Genomic DNA, 14997 nt, shown 5'->3' on the forward strand with positions numbered 1-14997 from the left:
CTGGCCTGCGCACTCATCTGCTGGCGACGACTTACCTCATTGCGTTAGGACTTCTAAGGCGACAGGCGCGCCCGTCCGGCCGTCAGGGGTCGCGGGGCATGCGGGCCTCGATGCCGTCGAGGATCAGGTCGAGACCGTAGCGGAAGCGCTGCTCACCGTCGTCGGCGATCAGGTCGTCCACATGCTTGACCAGGTACGGGAACCGCTCCGCCGGGATCGCCCGGTAGTAGCCGGCGATATGGCCGACGAACGACTCGAAGTACGCCTCGGGATCGTTCATCCCGGCCGCCCGCATCCGCGCGTAGTGCAGGGACGCCTCGTAGGCGTCGCCGACGATGTAGAGGGACAGGCGGTCCATCGCCACGGACGCCTCCCGCGGCGCCATCCCGGCCTCGACCAGCAGCCCGAAGAGGAACTCTCCCGCGCGGATCGAGTTCTCGCCCGTCGGGATGGTCGCCAGGGCGGCCCTGGCCACGTCGGCGTGCGCGCCGAGCACGCGGTGCACCTCCAGGGCGTACGCCCGCAGCTGCTCCTTCCACCGGGCGGGGTCGCGCTCGGGCAGCCTGATCTCGCCGAGCACCCGGTCGTAGATCAGCTCAAGCAGCTCCTCCTTGCCGGCCACGTGCGCGTACAGCGAGGCGGGGCCGGTGTCGAGCTCCTGGGCCACCCGTCTCATGCTGAGCGCGTCGAAGCCCTCGGCGTCGAGGATCCGCAGGCCGGTGTCGATGATCAAATCCTGGCTGAGCTGCCGTCTGGGCTGCGCCGGCTTGCGCGACCTGCGCCACGGGGGCGCCGGGACCTCGCCCTCGCCACGTTCCTTCCGATCCACCATGCGCCCACTGTACCCCGAACGCCGTACTTGACACGAACAGTGTTCGCCTTTAAAACAGTGTTCGTAACGAACGCCGTTCGTGCAACACGAACACTGTTTTAAGGAGTTCCTCATGACCGTCACCGCCGCAGCGGCGGCCGCCGGCGTCCAGCCCTATCGCCTGCGCTGGGCCGCCCTGTTCGTCATCCTGGCCGCCGAGGTCATGGACCTGCTCGACGCCCTCGTGACCACGATCGCCGCCCCCACGATCCGCAAGGAGCTGGGCGGCTCAGAGAGCCTGGTGCAGTGGCTCGGCGCGGGCTACACCCTGGCCATGGCCGTGGGCCTGATCACCGGTGGCCGGCTCGGCGACCTTTACGGCAGGAAGCGCATGTTCGTGATCGGCGCCTGCGGCTTCACCGCCGCCTCGCTGCTGTGCGGCGTCGCCGGCAGCCCGGAGCTGCTGATCGCGGGACGCGTGGTGCAGGGCCTGTTCGGCGCCGTGATGCTCCCGCAGGGGCTGGGGATGATCAAGGAGATGTTCCCGCCTGAGGAGCTGGGCAAGGCTTTCGGCATGTTCGGCCCGGTGATGACCATCGGCTCCGTCGGCGGCCCCGTGCTGGCCGGCTGGCTGGTGGACGCCGACCTCTTCGGCACCGGCTGGCGCATGATCTTTCTGATCAACCTGCCGATCGGCCTGGCCGCCGTCGTGGCCGCGCTGCGCTGCCTGCCCGAACATCGCCTGTCCGGCGCCACCAGGCTCGACCTGCCCGGCGTCGCGCTCGTCTCGGCCGCCGCGTTCCTGCTCATCTTCCCGCTCATCCAGGGCCGCGAGTCGGGCTGGCCGGCCTGGACGTTCGTCTCGATGGCCGCCTCCGTCGTGGTCTTCGCCCTCTTCGGCTGGTACGAGTCCCGCCGCGCCAGGGCCGGCCGGGACCCGCTGATCACCCCCAGCCTGTTCCGCAAGCGCTCCTTCAGCAGCGGCCTCGTGGCCGGGCTCGCCTTCTTCTCCGGGATGATGGGCTTCGGCCTGGTCTTCAGCCTCTACACGCAGCTCGGCCTGGGCTTCACCCCGCTCCAGGCGGGCCTGGCCGCCCTTCCTCAGGCGCTCGGCGGCGTGGCCGGCTTCGGCCTGGCGATGTCGGGGCTGCAGGCGAGGCTCGGGCGCGGGCTGATGCAGATCGGCACCCTCGTGATGGCGGCGGGCGCGGCCGTGCTCGCCCTCACCATCCACCTCGCCGGGGTCGACGTCTCCGGCTGGCAGCTCTCCCCCGGTCTGGCCCTGGTCGGGATCGGCATGGGGCTGACGATGGCGCCGTTCTTCGACATCGTGCTGGCCGGGGTCGAGCCGCACGAGACGGGCTCCGCCTCCGGGACGCTGACCGGCATCCAGCAGTTGGGCGGCGCGCTGGGCACCGCCGTGCTGGGGACGCTCTTCTTCGACCTGCTGGCCTCCGGGTGGGAGTTCGGCTCGTCCATGCAGGTCACGGTGTGGGTGGAGGTGGGGTTGCTGGCGCTGACGTTCGCGCTGACGTACCTGCTGCCCCGCCACGCCCGGCCGGAGTCCGAGCCGCAGCACGCGTGACCGGCCGCCCCGGCCTCGTCCAGCCTGGAACCGGCCCCGCCCGACGCCGCCCGGCCAGGGCCGGACGGGGCCGGGCGGCGTCGGAGCGTCAGAGGGTGGTGTGGCGTTCGGCCCACTGGGTGATGTCGCGCCGCTCGATCGCGGCCGCCATCAGGTCGGGGAAGGCGTCGGGCGTGCAGGCGAACGCGGGCACGCCCATCGCGGCCAGCGCGGCGGCGTTCTCGTGGTCGTAGAACGGCGCCCCCTCGTCCGACAGCGCCAGCAGCACGATCACCTGGACGCCGGCCTGCGTCATCGCCGCCACCCTGCGCAGCATCTCCTCCCTGACGCCGCCCTCGTACAGGTCACTGATCAGGATGAAGATCGAGTTGGCCGGGCGGGTGATGAGCCCTTGCCCGTAGGCGATGGCCCGGTTGATGTCGGTGCCGCCGCCGAGTTGCGTGCCGAACAGCAGCTCGACCGGGTCGTGCAGGCGGTCCGTGAGATCCACCACCGCCGTGTCGAACACGACGAGGGACGTCTTCAGCGCCCGCATCGAGGCCAGCACCGCCCCGAACACGCTCGAATACACCACCGAGGCCGCCATCGACCCGCTCTGGTCGATGCACAGCACCACCTCGCGCTGCACCGACCGCTGCCTGCGGGCGTAGCCGACGAGGCGGGAGGGGACGACGGTGTTCTTCTCCGGGAGGTAGTTCTTGAGGTTCGCCCTGATCGTCCGGTCCCAGTCGATGTCGGCCACCCGCTTGGGGCGGTGGGTCCTGGCCGACCGGTCGAGCGCCCCGCTGACCGCCGCCCTGGTCTTCTGCGCCAGCCTGCGCTCCAGCTCCGTCACCACCTTGCGGACGAGGGTCCTGGCGGATTCGCGGGCCTGGTCGGGCATGACCTTGTTGAGCGCCAGCAGGGTGCCGACCAGGTGGACGTCCGGCTCCACGGCTTCGAGCATCTCGGGTTCGAGGAGGAGCCTGGTGAGGTTGAGCCGTTCGATCGCGTCCTTCTGCATGACCTGGACGACGGTGGAGGGGAAGTAGGCACGGATGTCGCCGAGCCAGCGGGCCACCCGGGGCGCCGACGCGCCGAGCCCGCCTTCCCTTCCTCCCGGCGTGCCGTCGTCCCGGCCGCCCCGGTCGTAGACGGCGGCCAGCGCCGCGTCCATCCGCGCGTCCACGCCGTCCAGCCCGCACCCGGTGCCGTCGGCCGCCCCACCCCCGAGCACCAGCCGCCACCGCCGCAACCGCTCATCCGCCACGTTCACCCGCCCGGCCGCCGGATCCACCCGTTCGTTCCCCGCGTTCATCCGTTCGTCCTTCCGATGATCGACAGGACGGTCGCGACGGCGGGCGCGGCGCGGTGTTCGTCCACGTCCTGGTCCCGGTCGGCGTCGTCGCGGCCGGCCGAGCGGAGCCGTTCGCCGATGGATCTGCGTTCCGGCGCGGCGAATCCGCCGAACGTGCGGCGCAGCAGCGGCAGCACGTCGGTGAACTGCTCGACGGACAGCCCCGTCAGCCAGTCGTCCACCAGACCGAGCAGGCGCGGGTCGTGCACCAGCAGCAGCCCTCCCCCGGACAGGAACCCCTCGACCCAAGCCGCCGCCCGCGCCGGAGCCTGGCCCCGGGACATCGCCCTGGACATGCGGTCACCGGCGTCGCCGAGCCCGCCCGAGTCGAGCAGGATCCTGGTGAGACGCCCTTCGATCAGCCCGTGCAGGTCCTGCCGGTCGCTGATGCCCCGCAACGCGGCCATCCACCGCCCGCGCGGCGACGCCCCCGGCCCGGCCTCCTCGGCCACGTCGGAGTGCTCGGCTCCCGGCGGCGCGTCCCTGGCAGGGGCGGCCGGGATGTCGGTGAGGAGGGCGACGGCCGAGTGGACCGCGTCCACGTGCTTGAGCAGGTCGGCCGCCGCGTCGTCGTCCAGCCCCGTCACCGCCACCGGCAGCCCGACGCAGATGCGTTCCAGCATCGAGCGGACGATCACCGCCAGCCCGTCGGCCGAGGTGCCGCGTACGTCGCCGTACCGGTGGGTCAGCACCAGCGCGGGCAGCGCCGCCATCAGGTGGGTGACGTCCGTGTCGAGCGCCGCCTTGGCCGACAGGGCCGCCAGCACGCCGGGCAGCGCCTGCGGCAGGTCCGCCAGCAGGCACTGTTCGACCAGCGACGTCAGGTCGGCCAGCGTCGCCGACGGCGCCCCGGCCAGGTCGCGGGCCCGCTGGGCGGCGGCGGACGGCACGGTGGTGCCCAGGGCGGCGTGCTCGATGAGGGCGAGGTCGTGCTCGGGCCGCCACTGGAGCGTCCACGTCTCCCTGAACGTCCCCTTCCCGCGCGCCTGCCCCGGCGTGCCCCAGCCCACCCCGAGCAGCCGCAGCCCGTGCAGCAGGATGAAGCGGTCGAGGTCGACGGGCTTGCTCACATCGTGGTCGATCTCGCGGTCGCGCGCCTCCGGCTTGAGCTTCAGCCGCCGCTGCCGCTCGCGCAGGTCGCGCTGGAGCGGCACCATCGGGGTGCCGTCGGAGACGTGGCCGAGCCGGTCGCCGACGACCATGCGCCGCTGGATCAGCTCCACGGCCAGGTCGTCGCCCTCGCACAGCACCGCCCTGGCCGCCTCGGTGACCTCGCCGAGCCCGGCCAGCGGCCGGCCGCGCAGGGCTGCCAGGCTGCCGGCCAGCCGTACGGACTCGATGACGTGCGCGGACGAGACCGCCAGCCCTTCGTCACGCAGCACCCCCGCGGCCGCGGCCAGCCACCGCTCCACGGGCCGGTCGGGGGTTTCGAACAGGTGGTGGTACCAGCCCGGCGAGGTGATCCCCGCGCCGTAGCCACTCCACGAGGCGAGCCTGCCGTACGTCCACGGCACCCACGTCAGCTCGGCCTTCACCTTCGGCAGGCCGCGCAGGACGGCGTTGTCCGCGGTCACGGACGGCAGCGGCCCGGTCAGCGCGGGCACGTGCCAGGCGCCGCAGATCACCGCGATCCTGCCGAAACCCTGCTTGATCGCCGCGCGGAGAGTCTTGCGCATGTACGCCTCGCGCCTGGCCTCCCGCTCTTCCGGCCGGTACCCCTCGCGTACGGCGGCCATGGCCTCGGCGATGACCTCGAACGGCGTGTCACCGCCCCGGTGCTCGACGACGTCCTCCCACCAGCGCTCGGGGTCGTCGTATCCGGCCGCGGCGGCCAGCGCCCCGATGGGATCACCCCTCATCCCGGTCCCCACCACGTCGAGCTCCGCTCCACCTGGTCCCTGATCGCCGGGTTCGGCGGCGGACGGTTCGCCGGCCAGGGAGTGGGCGGCGGGCAGGTCGCAGAAGCGCACGGGGACGCCGGCGGACGTGCCGTACCGGATCGCCTGCCACTCCGGCGAGAACTCCGCGAACGGCCAGAACGCCGCGCGGGCCGGCGCCCCCGGCACGTGGGCGAGCAGCGCGACCGGCGGCTCCAGGCCGGGTGCGTGCGTGACGAGGGCGTCGGCCTCGGGCGGGCCCTCGATGAGGATGGCGTCGGGGCGCAGGCGTTCGAGCTCGCGCCGCACGGCCCGCGCCGAGCCGGGCCCGTGGTGGCGCACGCCCAGGACGGAGACGCTCATGAAGTCTCGCGGCACGCGCGGTAGAAGTCGCGCCAGTCGGAGCGTTCGCGCACCACCGTCTCCAGGTATTCGCGCCACACCACCCGGTCCGACACCGGCTCCTGCACCACCGCGCCGACGATCCCGGCGGCCACGTCGGACGGCCGCAGCACCCCGTCGCCGAAGTGGGCGGCCAGCGCGATGCCGCTGGTCAGGACGGAGATGGCCTCGGCCGTGGACAGGGTGCCGCTGGGCGACTTGAGCTTGGTGCGGCCGTCTTCCGTGACGCCGGCGCGCAGCTCCCTGAACACCGTGACCACCCGCCGGATCTCGGCCAGCCCCGTCGTCGTCTCCGGCAGTTCCAGCGAGCGGCCGAGCTGGGCGACGCGGCGGGCGACGATGTCGACCTCCTCCTCGGCGGTGGCGGGGACCGGCAGGACGACGGTGTTGAAGCGGCGGCGCAGCGCGCTGGACAGCTCGTTGACGCCGCGGTCGCGATCGTTGGCGGTGGCGATGACGTTGAAGCCGCGCTCGGCCTGGACCTCGCGGTTGAGCTCGGGGATCGGCAGCGTCTTCTCCGACAGGACGGTGATCAGGGCGTCCTGGACGTCGGACGGCATGCGGGTGAGCTCCTCGACCCGGGCGACGCGGCCCTCGGCCATGGCCCGCATCACCGGCGACGGGGTCAGCGCCTCGATGGACGGGCCCTCGGCCAGGAGTCTGGCGTAATTCCAGCCGTACCGGATGGCCTCCTCGGCGGTGCCGGCGGTGCCCTGCACGAGCAGCGTCGAGTCGCCGCTGACGGCGGCGGCCAGGTGTTCGGAAAGCCATGTCTTCGCGGTGCCGGGCACGCCGAGCAGCAGCAGCGCGCGGTCGGTCGCGAGCGTGGCGACGGCGACCTCGACGATGCGCCGCGCGCCCACGTATTTGGGGGTGACGCGGTCGCCGTCGCCCAGGATGTACGTGGTGACGGCCCACGGCGACAGCCGCCAGCCGGGTGGCCTGGGACGGTCGTCGTCCTTGGCCAGGAAGGCCAGCTCCTCGGCGTACTGGTCTTCCGCGTGCGGGCGCAGAACGGTCATAGGGGGAGCTCCTTGTACATATCAACGCGGAACCGTAGCAGGGCGGCGACCTGCTGGATGGGCTCCGCGGGTGAGAAGTCCTCGGCCAGCTCGTAGAGGGCCGGGTCGATGTGCTCGCCCGCCAGCTTGGCCAGCTCGCCGAGGTTCCACGGCTGGGTGGCGGCCACTTTCACGATCTTGCGCAGCACGGCCGTGGCCAGGCCCTCGCCCCAGAGGGACGACACCCCGCCGAGCACCATGATCAGCTGGCTGTCGAGGTCGTGCTGGTGCACGAACCGGGCGGCCAGCTCCTGCTGCTCCTCCGGCGGCAGGGATTCGAGCAGGTCGGCGATCGGGTCCCAGCCGAACATCGCCCGCGCCCACTCGGGGTCGCGCTGCAGCACCGCGGCGCGTACCCAGGCCGCCTTCACCTCGGCGTCCCAGTCGGGGATTCGCATCGCGAGCAGCGCGGCCGGCGGCCGGTCCCACAACGCCAGCGGGGCGCGGGCGATGATCTGCTGCAGCCACCAGGCGCGCTCGCCGATGCCCCGGGGCGGCTTCGCGCGCACGCCGTCGCGTTCCATCGCCTTGTCGCAGACCGTGGGCGCCTCGACGGCGATGACCTCACCGCCGCTCTCGCGCCGGATCGTCACGCAGGCGCGCACCCGCTCGGCCATGCGCCGGGACATGCGCGAATCCGGCAGGCGGGTCAGCAGGTTGGCCGCGGCCTGGCGCACCTCCCTGCGCCGGTCGTCGAGCGCCTGCTCAAGGAACGGCTCGTCCTCCATGCTCAGCCCTTCGGCCAGCACCTCCACGAACCCGGCCCGGTCGTCGGGCGTCTCACGCTCCCACGAGCTCTCCAGCAGCCGCCTGGCGCCGGCCGGGCCGGCCGCCCTGAGCGCGCTCAGGTGGGCCCGCCGGTCGGCGGCCCCGCCCAGCTCCCACGTCTCGCCCGTGGGCTCCTCCAGCAGGTAGTCCCAGGCCGGGTTGAGCCCCGCCAGCCATCGGCCGCGCCGGCCCGCGAGCACGCCGAGGTGCACCCTGATCGAACGGTCGCGCCGGCCGCGGTCGAGCAGCTCGGGCAGCGCGTACGCGGGCACCCTGCGCCCGGTCGCGGCGGCCGCGGCCAGCCACTCGGGCAGCAGCCGGTCGTGCTCGCCGCCCATGATGCGGACGAGCCGTTCGGCCGCGTGCCTGCCGACCGCCTCCCGCTCCTCCTCCGGCGCGCGCTCCGGCCGCCCCGTCTCGCCCGCGCGCCGCCCCGCCCGCCGCCGCGCCACTTCTACGGCGGCGGCTTCGAGCAGGTCTCCGGGGTACGGCCGGCGGCCGGTGCCCACGAGCGCCGTGGACGTCAGCTCCTCCCAGCCCGTCATGCCAGGATCACCGCCCTTCCCTCGTCGTCCCAGGTGGTCAGGGGTCTCAGGCCCTGCGGCGTCCATTCGACGGCCACGGTGACCGGCCGCCCACCGGAGACGGCGATCAGCCGCCAGGGGTCGCGGGCGCGGGGGTGCCAGGGCAGGCCGCCGACCTCGGCCCGGCCGGGAACGACTCCGGCCAGGACGAGCGGCCACGACTCGGTCCACGGATCCTCGGCCAGCGCCCGCGCCACCTCGTCCAACGCCTCCTCCACCGGCCTCCCGGGCGGCACTGCCCAGAGACGGTCATCTCCGGCCGGTTCGGCCCGCGACGCCCTGCCTGGGGTGGGCTCGCCTGGGGTGTGCTCGCCTGGGTCGGACGGGACGGCGGCCGACGGGGTGCGGAGGGAGGGGGCGGTGGCGGGGGCCGGGGTGCCTGGTGGCGGTGGGGTGAGGAGGGCGTGGCGGGTGGCGACCAGGGCTCGCAGCGGGGCGGCGCCTGGGTAGTAGGTCAGGTCGGCGTCGATGGTCGTCCCCGTCACCAGGGAGGCGTCGAGCGCCTGGCCCTGGGGGGCGAACGACAGGATGAGGGCGGGGCGGCCGGTGCGGCGGCCCCGCAGCCAGACGCGGCGTGCCGTCAGCCGGTCCTGCTGCTCGTCGCGCCGCCCCAGGACGTCCCAGTGATCACGCACGGCGGGCCCGGCCAGCACCTCTTCCCTGGTGACGGGGAACCCGGTGCGGATCAGGACGGTCTCGGCGAGCGGGCCCGGCAGATCGGCCCGTCTGCGGTAGGCGACGGCGAGCAGGTTGATCAGGGCGTATTCCTCCAGCAGCCGCCCCGGCCAGCCCTCCTCGGCCCGCACCCGGGAAAGGCGGGAGACGATGCCCGCCATGCCGGGGGCCTGGGCGTCGATGAGACGTTTGGCCAGCCCCTCCCAGTCGTGCTCGGCGGCCCCCGCCAGCCCTTGGCGCACCTGGTCGGCCAGCCACCGCTCCAGCTCCCCCAGCCCGGCGGCGACCCGCGCATGCCGCACACTCTCGGCCCGCCCGGCCGCACCGCCTCCAGCTCTGAGCGCGCCCGAAGCCGCCCCACCGGTTTCGGCCCTCTCCATGCCCGAAGCCGCCCCACCGGATCCGGCCCTCTCCGCGCCCGGAGCGGCCCCGCCAGATCCAGGCCCCTCCGTGCCAGGCTGGGCTGCCCCAGCGGCGAGCGAGCCCGCCGAGCCGGGCTGTGGCGGGATGCCGTCGGCGGGTCTGGGCGAGGCTTCCTCGGCGGCATCGGGCGACGCGCCGGCGGTGGGGTCGGGGCGGGTCTCGGTGCGGGCGGCTTCGAGGCGGGCGGCGGACTTCGCGGCGCGGGTGGCCCTGCCGTCCATCCACTCCGTCACCCACCGCGGCGCCGCCTCCAGCTCGGGGACCCCGTCGGCGGACCAGAGGAGCAGCAGGCCGAGCGCGTGCTTGCACGGGAACTTCCGGCTGGGGCAACTGCACCGGTAGGCGGGCTCGGTGAGGTCGACGCACGCCAGATAGGGCTTGGACCCGCTGCCCCGGCACTCCCCGAACACGACCAGGCCCGTCGTGCCGTGGGACGACCATTTGCCTGGCGCCGACACCCCCTGCGCCGCCTTTCGGGACGGCGCGTCAGGGGCGAGGGCGAGGACCTGATCCCGGCTCCACCGCTGCATCACCTGCCGCAGACTAGCCAGCCCGACCGACATTTAGGAGCCCGTCCAACAAGACGACGCCTGGCTCGGCTGCGGAGCCCGGCCCTGGCCGTCCCGCAACTCGACCTGCGCTCGTCCGGGACTTCCCCGTCCGGAACGTCCGCCGTTCCGGAACGTCCAGGCCCGCAACGTCCAGGCCCGGAACGTCCACCGTCCCGAACCTCCCTAGACTCGTCCCGTGGAGTTGCGGATCTATCCCGACGGCCCTGCCGTCCAGGTGGCCGACGAGGCCGAAGCCCTGACCAGCCCGCTCGACGGACAGCTCGTCCTCGACGGCGACCGGTTCCTGCGCAGGGACGTCACGGGCGCCCCCGTCGCGTTCGTGCCGCGCCCGCCCGTCGCCGAGGCGCTCGACCTGCTGCCCCATCCCGAGGGCGGCTGGTTCCGCGAGACGTGGCGCTCGCCGGTGACGTTCGAGCCCGAGGGGTATGAGGGGTCGCGGGCCAGCGCCACCGCCATCTACTTCCTGCTGCATCCGGGCGAGGAGTCGGTGCCGCACGTGGTCAGGTCGGCCGAGATCTGGCTGTGGCACCGCGGCGGCCCGCTCAGCCTGACGATCGGGGACGACGACGTGCTGCTCGGGCCCGACGTGGAGCACGGGCAGGTGCCGCAGGCGGTCGTGCCCGGCGGGGTGTGGCAGTCGGCGCGGCCGGCGGGCGAGGAGGAGGTGCTGGTGAGCTGCCTGGTCTCCCCCGGCTTCGACTTCGCCGACTTCACCGCCTGACGCCGTCCCGTCCGCCCGGCGGCACCAGCCCAGCAGCACCACCCAAGGAGTGACGTATGGTCCGTAAAGCCGTGATCCCGGTGGCCGGTCTGGGCACCCGCCTGCTGCCCCTGACGAAGGCCCTGCCGAAGGAGATGCTGCCGATCGGCGACAAGCCCGTCATCGAGCACACCATCCGCGAGCTCGTCGACTCCGGCATCGACGAGATCACCATCGTCACGTCGGCCCGCAAGGAGCTGGTGCAGCGGCACTTCGCCCCGGACGCCGACCTGGAGCGGCAGTTGCGCGAGGCGGGCAAGGACGACCTGGCCGCCGCGGTGGCCGAGCTGTCGTCGCAGGCGCACATCACGTACCTGTACCAGACGGGCCCGTACGGCAACGGCACCCCCGTACTGAACGCCGCCCGCGTCATCGGCGACGAGCCGTTCATGGTGCTGTGGGCCGACGACGTGTTCGTGGCGGAGGTGCCGCGCGCCCGGCAGCTCAAGGCGGCCTACGAGGCGACGGGGGCGCCGGTGCTGGCCCTGATGCCGATGGAGGCCGAGGACTCCTCCCGCTACGGCGTGCCGGTCGTCGAGGAGGATCTCGGCGGCGGCCGGCTGCGCGTCTCCGGCCTGGTGGAGAAGCCCCGCCCGGAGGAGGCACCCTCCCGGTACGCGGCCATCGGCGGTTACGTCGTGACCCCCGGCGTGGTCGCCGAGCTGGAGGCGGCCACGCGCCGCTGGCACGAGAACCCCCAGGGCGAGATCTACCTGACCGACGCGCTGCACCGCCACGCCGCCGCGCATCCGGTGTACGGCCAGGTCATCGAGGGCACCTGGTACGACACGGGCTCACCGCTCAACTATCTGCGGGCGCAGTTCGCCGCCGCGCTGGCCGATCCGGTGCACGGGCCGGAGCTGCGCAAACTGGCCTTGGAGAGCTAGCGTCTACCGGAGAACTTACGGAGGAGGGCCCCGGTGAGCCGACAGATCGTTTCCATCGTGGGCGGCAAGGACGCCGCCGCAGCGACCACGTACGACTCGACCAACCCCGCCCGCACGAGCGAGGTCGTGGCGCGGGTCGGGCTGGCCGACGCGGACACGTTCGCCGCCGCCTGCCGCACCGCCAAGGAGGCGCAGCGCGAGTGGGCCAAGGTGCCCGCGCCGGTGCGCGGCAGGGTGATCGCCTCGATCGGGCGGCTGGTGGAGGCCAACGCCGAGGCGCTGGCGCGGCTGGTGACCGAGGAGATCGGCAAGCCGTACGCGGAGGCTCTCGGCGAGGTCAGGGAGATCGTCGACACGTGTGACTTCTTCCTGGGCGAGGGCCGCAGGCTGTACGGGCAGACGGTGCCGTCCGAGATGCCGGACAAGAACCTGTTCACCTTCCGCAACCCGATCGGCGTGGCGGCGGTCATCACGGCGGGCAACTTCCCGGTGGCGGTCCCGTCGTGGTACCTGGTGCCGGCCCTGCTGTGCGGCAACGCGGTGGTCTGGAAGCCCGCCGAGTACGCCGCCGCCTCCGCGCACGCGATGTTCCGGCTGTTCACGGCGGCGGGCCTGCCCGACGGGGTGCTGAACATCGTCTTCGCCGACGGGGCCGACACCTTCCGCGGCCTTGAGCTGGCCCTTGAGCAGGGCAGTGTGCAGAAGGTGGGCTTCACCGGCTCCAGCGAGGTGGGCAGGAAGGTCGGCGAGCTGACCGGGCGGCACCTGCAGTCCGCCTGCCTGGAGCTGGGCGGCAAGAACCCCATGGTGATCATGCCGGACGCCGACCTCGACCTGGCCGTGGAGGGCGCGCTGTTCTCCGGGTTCGGCACCGCGGGCCAGCGCTGCACGAGCCTCGGCACGGTCATCGTGCACGAGAGCGTGCACGACGCGTTCGTCGAACGGTTCGCGCGGGCCGTACGCGAGGCCGAGATCGGCGACCCGGCGGGCGACGTGCTGGCGGGGCCGCTGCTCGACCAGAAGTTCGCCGACCGCTACGAGGAGTACCTGACCTGGATCCAGCCCCACCACCAGGTCGTCACGGGCCCGACGGGCCGCGTCACCGGCGGCAACCCGCGCGGCGGCTTCGACGGCGCCGGCGGCCTCTACTACCACCCGGTCGTGGTGGACGGCGTGCGGCCGGGCGACCGGCTGTTCATGGAGGAGACGTTCGGCCCGATCGTGGGCGTCACCACGTTCGCCACCCTGGACGAGGCGGTCGAGCTGGCCAACCTGCCCGGCTACGGGCTGTCGAGCTCCATCTACACCACCGACCCGAAGCACGCCTTCCGCTTCCGTGAGGGCGTCTCGGCCGGCATGGTCAGCGTCAACAACTCCACCTCGGGGGCCGAGGCGCACCTGCCGTTCGGCGGCAACGGCAAGTCGGGCAACGGCAGCCGCCAGTCGGGCATGTGGGTGCTCGACCAGTTCACCCGCTGGCAGGCGATGAACTGGGACCATTCAGGACGCCTGCAGAAGGCGCAGATGGACGTGGCCGAGATCGTCCCCGATCTGGGCTTCCGCCTCTGACATGAGAAACGGGGCCCCGGAATCCGGTGCCCCGTCACTCGGAAGCGGTGGGTCAGACCTGGCCGGCCTTCTCCAGGGCCGAGCAGCAGGTGTTCACCAGCAGGCGGGTGACCACGTACGGGTCGATGTTGGCGTTGGGACGGCGGTCCTCGATGTAGCCCTTCTTGTCCACCTCGACCTGCCACGGGATGCGCACCGAGGCGCCGCGGTTGGAGACGCCGTAGGAGTACTTGTTCCACGGGGCGGTCTCGTGGTGGCCGGTGAGGCGGGACTCGATGTCGGCGCCGTACTGGGAGACGTGCTCCATCGGCTTGTCGCCCTCGCCGAGCGACTCGCAGGCGGTGATGATGGCCTCGTAGCCCTCACGCATGGCCTTGGTGGAGAAGTTGGTGTGCGCGCCGGCGCCGTTCCAGTCGCCGCGGGCGGGCTTGGCGTCGAGGGTGGCCTCCACGCCGTGCTCCTCGGCGGTCCGGTAGAGCAGGTAGCGGGCGACCCACAGGTGGTCGGCGACCTCGATCGGGTCGGCCGGGCCGACCTGGAACTCCCACTGGCCCGGCATGACCTCGGCGTTGATGCCGGAGATCTTCAGGCCGGCGGCGAGGCAGCGGTCGAGGTGGAGCTCGACGATCTCGCGGCCGAACACGGCCTCGGCGCCCACGCCGCAGTAGTAGTGGCCCTGCGGGGCGGGGAAGCCGCCCTCGGGGAAGCCGAGCGGGCGGCTGCCCTTGAAGAAGGTGTATTCCTGCTCGATGCCGAACCAGGACTCCTGCGCCGCGAACTGCTCGGCGACCGGGCGCAGCAGCGCACGCGTGTTGCTGACGTGCGGCTCGCCGTTGATCTCCTCGACCTCGCACAGGACGAGCTTGTTGTCGCCGCCGCGGATCGGGTCGGGACAGATGAACACCGGGCGGAGCACGCGGTCCGACGAGTGGCCCTCGGCCTGGTTGGTGCTGGAGCCGTCGAAGCCCCAGACCGGGGGCTCGGCTCCGTCGGCCAGGATCTTCGTCTTCGAGCGCAGCAGAGCCGTGGGCTCGGTGCCGTCGATCCAGATGTACTCAGCCTTGTAGCTCACAGCGGTCCTTTCGGGATTTCTCTCAGCCACGCCGAGTCTTACGGATGGCCGTTTCCCGCTTTTTGCCCGAATGTGAACGGCGTGTTAATCAGGAACCGCTCCGCACAGTGCCGTCACCCTCGACGGTGAGCACCGCCTGCGGGCCCGCCTCGCCGCAGTCGGGGCCGTTGGGGAACACGCCCCGCGGCGTGACCTCGATCGTACGCTCCAGCACCGGCTCGGTTCCGGCGCCCCGCAGCGTCAGGCGCACCCGCACCGGCCGTTCCGGCAGCCCCTGGACGTCGCCGAACCCGTTCTCGTCCCCCGTGAGCACGGCCGGCGCCGAGCAGGTGTCGCCCGAGCAGGTCTCCTGGCCGGGCCGCGAGGACGGATGGAGCGGGGTCCGCGCCTGCCGGCAGGAGCCGTCCCAGCACACGTCCATTTCCACGGACTCGGCTCTGGCCGCGAGAGCCGCGCGTACGTGCACCGATATTCCGGGGCGGGCGCCGATGAGCGTACAGGGCCTGGCGTCCGAGCAGCCTGCGGTGAGCAGGAAGGCGCAGGCGAGGAGGAGGGAGGCGGGGGAGGCTGGTCGCGGCACACCCTTAAGACGCGGGGCGGTCGCGTCCGGTTCGA

General features: G+C 72.9%; 12 protein-coding genes. 4 read left to right on the plus strand and 8 right to left on the minus strand.

Translation table 11 applies throughout. From position 1 onward, the window contains the following. Nucleotides 1-82 precede the first annotated feature (82 nt). Nucleotides 83-832 (minus strand): TetR/AcrR family transcriptional regulator C-terminal domain-containing protein, encoded by a 750-nt coding sequence (locus tag ABFX54_RS47385; protein ID WP_346113674.1) that lies wholly within the window; start codon nt 830-832, stop codon nt 83-85. Nucleotides 833-944: 112 nt separating this feature from the next. On the opposite strand from ABFX54_RS47385, the gene ABFX54_RS47390 reads away from it, so the two are divergent. Continuing rightward, complete coding sequence (locus tag ABFX54_RS47390; RefSeq protein ID WP_346113676.1) at nt 945-2396, plus strand: DHA2 family efflux MFS transporter permease subunit; 1452 nt, start codon at nt 945-947, stop codon at nt 2394-2396. An 88-nt stretch (nt 2397-2484) separates the two neighbouring features. On the opposite strand, the gene ABFX54_RS47395 is transcribed toward ABFX54_RS47390, so the two are convergent. From ABFX54_RS47395 to ABFX54_RS47415, 5 genes are read right to left on the minus strand one after another with little or no spacing between them, the layout of a single operon-like run. After that, nucleotides 2485-3693: a VWA domain-containing protein gene (locus ABFX54_RS47395; RefSeq protein WP_346113677.1), complete on the minus strand. Its 1209-nt coding sequence runs from the start codon at nt 3691-3693 to the stop codon at nt 2485-2487. Continuing rightward, nucleotides 3690-5972 carry a DUF5682 family protein gene (locus tag ABFX54_RS47400; protein ID WP_346113678.1) on the minus strand — a complete coding sequence of 761 codons (2283 nt, stop codon included), beginning with the start codon at nt 5970-5972 and terminating at the stop codon, nt 3690-3692. The genes ABFX54_RS47395 and ABFX54_RS47400 overlap by 4 nt, the downstream gene beginning before the upstream one ends. Further along, a complete protein-coding gene (locus ABFX54_RS47405) occupies nt 5969-7033 on the minus strand; it encodes an ATP-binding protein (protein ID WP_106234424.1) in 1065 nt (354 codons plus the stop codon). Before ABFX54_RS47405 ends, ABFX54_RS47400 begins: the two co-directional genes overlap by 4 nt. Beyond that, nucleotides 7030-8385 (minus strand): DUF5691 domain-containing protein, encoded by a 1356-nt coding sequence (locus tag ABFX54_RS47410; protein WP_346113679.1) that lies wholly within the window; start codon nt 8383-8385, stop codon nt 7030-7032. Before ABFX54_RS47410 ends, ABFX54_RS47405 begins: the two co-directional genes overlap by 4 nt. After that, on the minus strand, nt 8382-10052 hold the full coding sequence (locus tag ABFX54_RS47415; protein ID WP_346113699.1) for an SWIM zinc finger family protein: 1671 nt from the start codon (nt 10050-10052) through the stop codon (nt 8382-8384). Before ABFX54_RS47415 ends, ABFX54_RS47410 begins: the two co-directional genes overlap by 4 nt. Before the next feature lie 217 nt (nt 10053-10269). On the opposite strand from ABFX54_RS47415, the gene ABFX54_RS47420 reads away from it, so the two are divergent. The 3 genes from ABFX54_RS47420 to ABFX54_RS47430 are packed head-to-tail and all read left to right on the plus strand — an operon-like array spanning nt 10270 to nt 13310. Continuing rightward, nucleotides 10270-10815, plus strand: a complete 546-nt coding sequence (locus tag ABFX54_RS47420; protein ID WP_346113680.1) for a cupin domain-containing protein — start codon at nt 10270-10272, stop codon at nt 10813-10815. 56 nt (nt 10816-10871) lie between these two features. Beyond that, entirely contained in the window at nt 10872-11741 is an 870-nt protein-coding gene (locus tag ABFX54_RS47425; RefSeq protein ID WP_346113682.1) for a UTP--glucose-1-phosphate uridylyltransferase, read from the plus strand. 33 nt (nt 11742-11774) lie between these two features. Next, nucleotides 11775-13310, plus strand: coding sequence for an aldehyde dehydrogenase family protein (locus ABFX54_RS47430; protein ID WP_346113684.1), 1536 nt, complete (start codon nt 11775-11777; stop codon nt 13308-13310). A gap of 52 nt (nt 13311-13362) precedes the next feature. Here the strand turns inward: ABFX54_RS47430 and glnII are convergent, their stop codons facing one another. After that, a complete protein-coding gene (gene glnII, locus ABFX54_RS47435; RefSeq protein WP_346113685.1) occupies nt 13363-14382 on the minus strand; it encodes a glutamine synthetase in 1020 nt (339 codons plus the stop codon). Between the two features lie 88 nt (nt 14383-14470). Next, nucleotides 14471-14962 carry a hypothetical protein gene (locus ABFX54_RS47440; RefSeq protein ID WP_346113686.1) on the minus strand — a complete coding sequence of 164 codons (492 nt, stop codon included), beginning with the start codon at nt 14960-14962 and terminating at the stop codon, nt 14471-14473. Between the last annotated feature and the right edge of the window lie 35 nt (nt 14963-14997).

This window comes from Nonomuraea maheshkhaliensis (assembly GCF_039529435.1).
GTDB lineage: Bacteria > Actinomycetota > Actinomycetes > Streptosporangiales > Streptosporangiaceae > Nonomuraea > Nonomuraea maheshkhaliensis.

Bases quoted from the DNA above. Each gene is read 5' to 3' on its own strand.
- ABFX54_RS47385 (WP_346113674.1), bottom strand. From the start codon at position 832: ATGGTGGATCGGAAGGAACGTGGCGAGGGCGAGGTCCCGGCGCCCCCG.
- ABFX54_RS47390 (WP_346113676.1), top strand. From the start codon at position 945: ATGACCGTCACCGCCGCAGCGGCGGCCGCCGGCGTCCAGCCCTATCGC.
- ABFX54_RS47395 (WP_346113677.1), bottom strand. From the start codon at position 3,693: ATGAACGCGGGGAACGAACGGGTGGATCCGGCGGCCGGGCGGGTGAAC.
- ABFX54_RS47400 (WP_346113678.1), bottom strand. From the start codon at position 5,972: ATGAGCGTCTCCGTCCTGGGCGTGCGCCACCACGGGCCCGGCTCGGCG.
- ABFX54_RS47405 (WP_106234424.1), bottom strand. From the start codon at position 7,033: ATGACCGTTCTGCGCCCGCACGCGGAAGACCAGTACGCCGAGGAGCTG.
- ABFX54_RS47410 (WP_346113679.1), bottom strand. From the start codon at position 8,385: ATGACGGGCTGGGAGGAGCTGACGTCCACGGCGCTCGTGGGCACCGGC.
- ABFX54_RS47415 (WP_346113699.1), bottom strand. From the start codon at position 10,052: ATGCAGCGGTGGAGCCGGGATCAGGTCCTCGCCCTCGCCCCTGACGCG.
- ABFX54_RS47425 (WP_346113682.1), top strand. From the start codon at position 10,872: ATGGTCCGTAAAGCCGTGATCCCGGTGGCCGGTCTGGGCACCCGCCTG.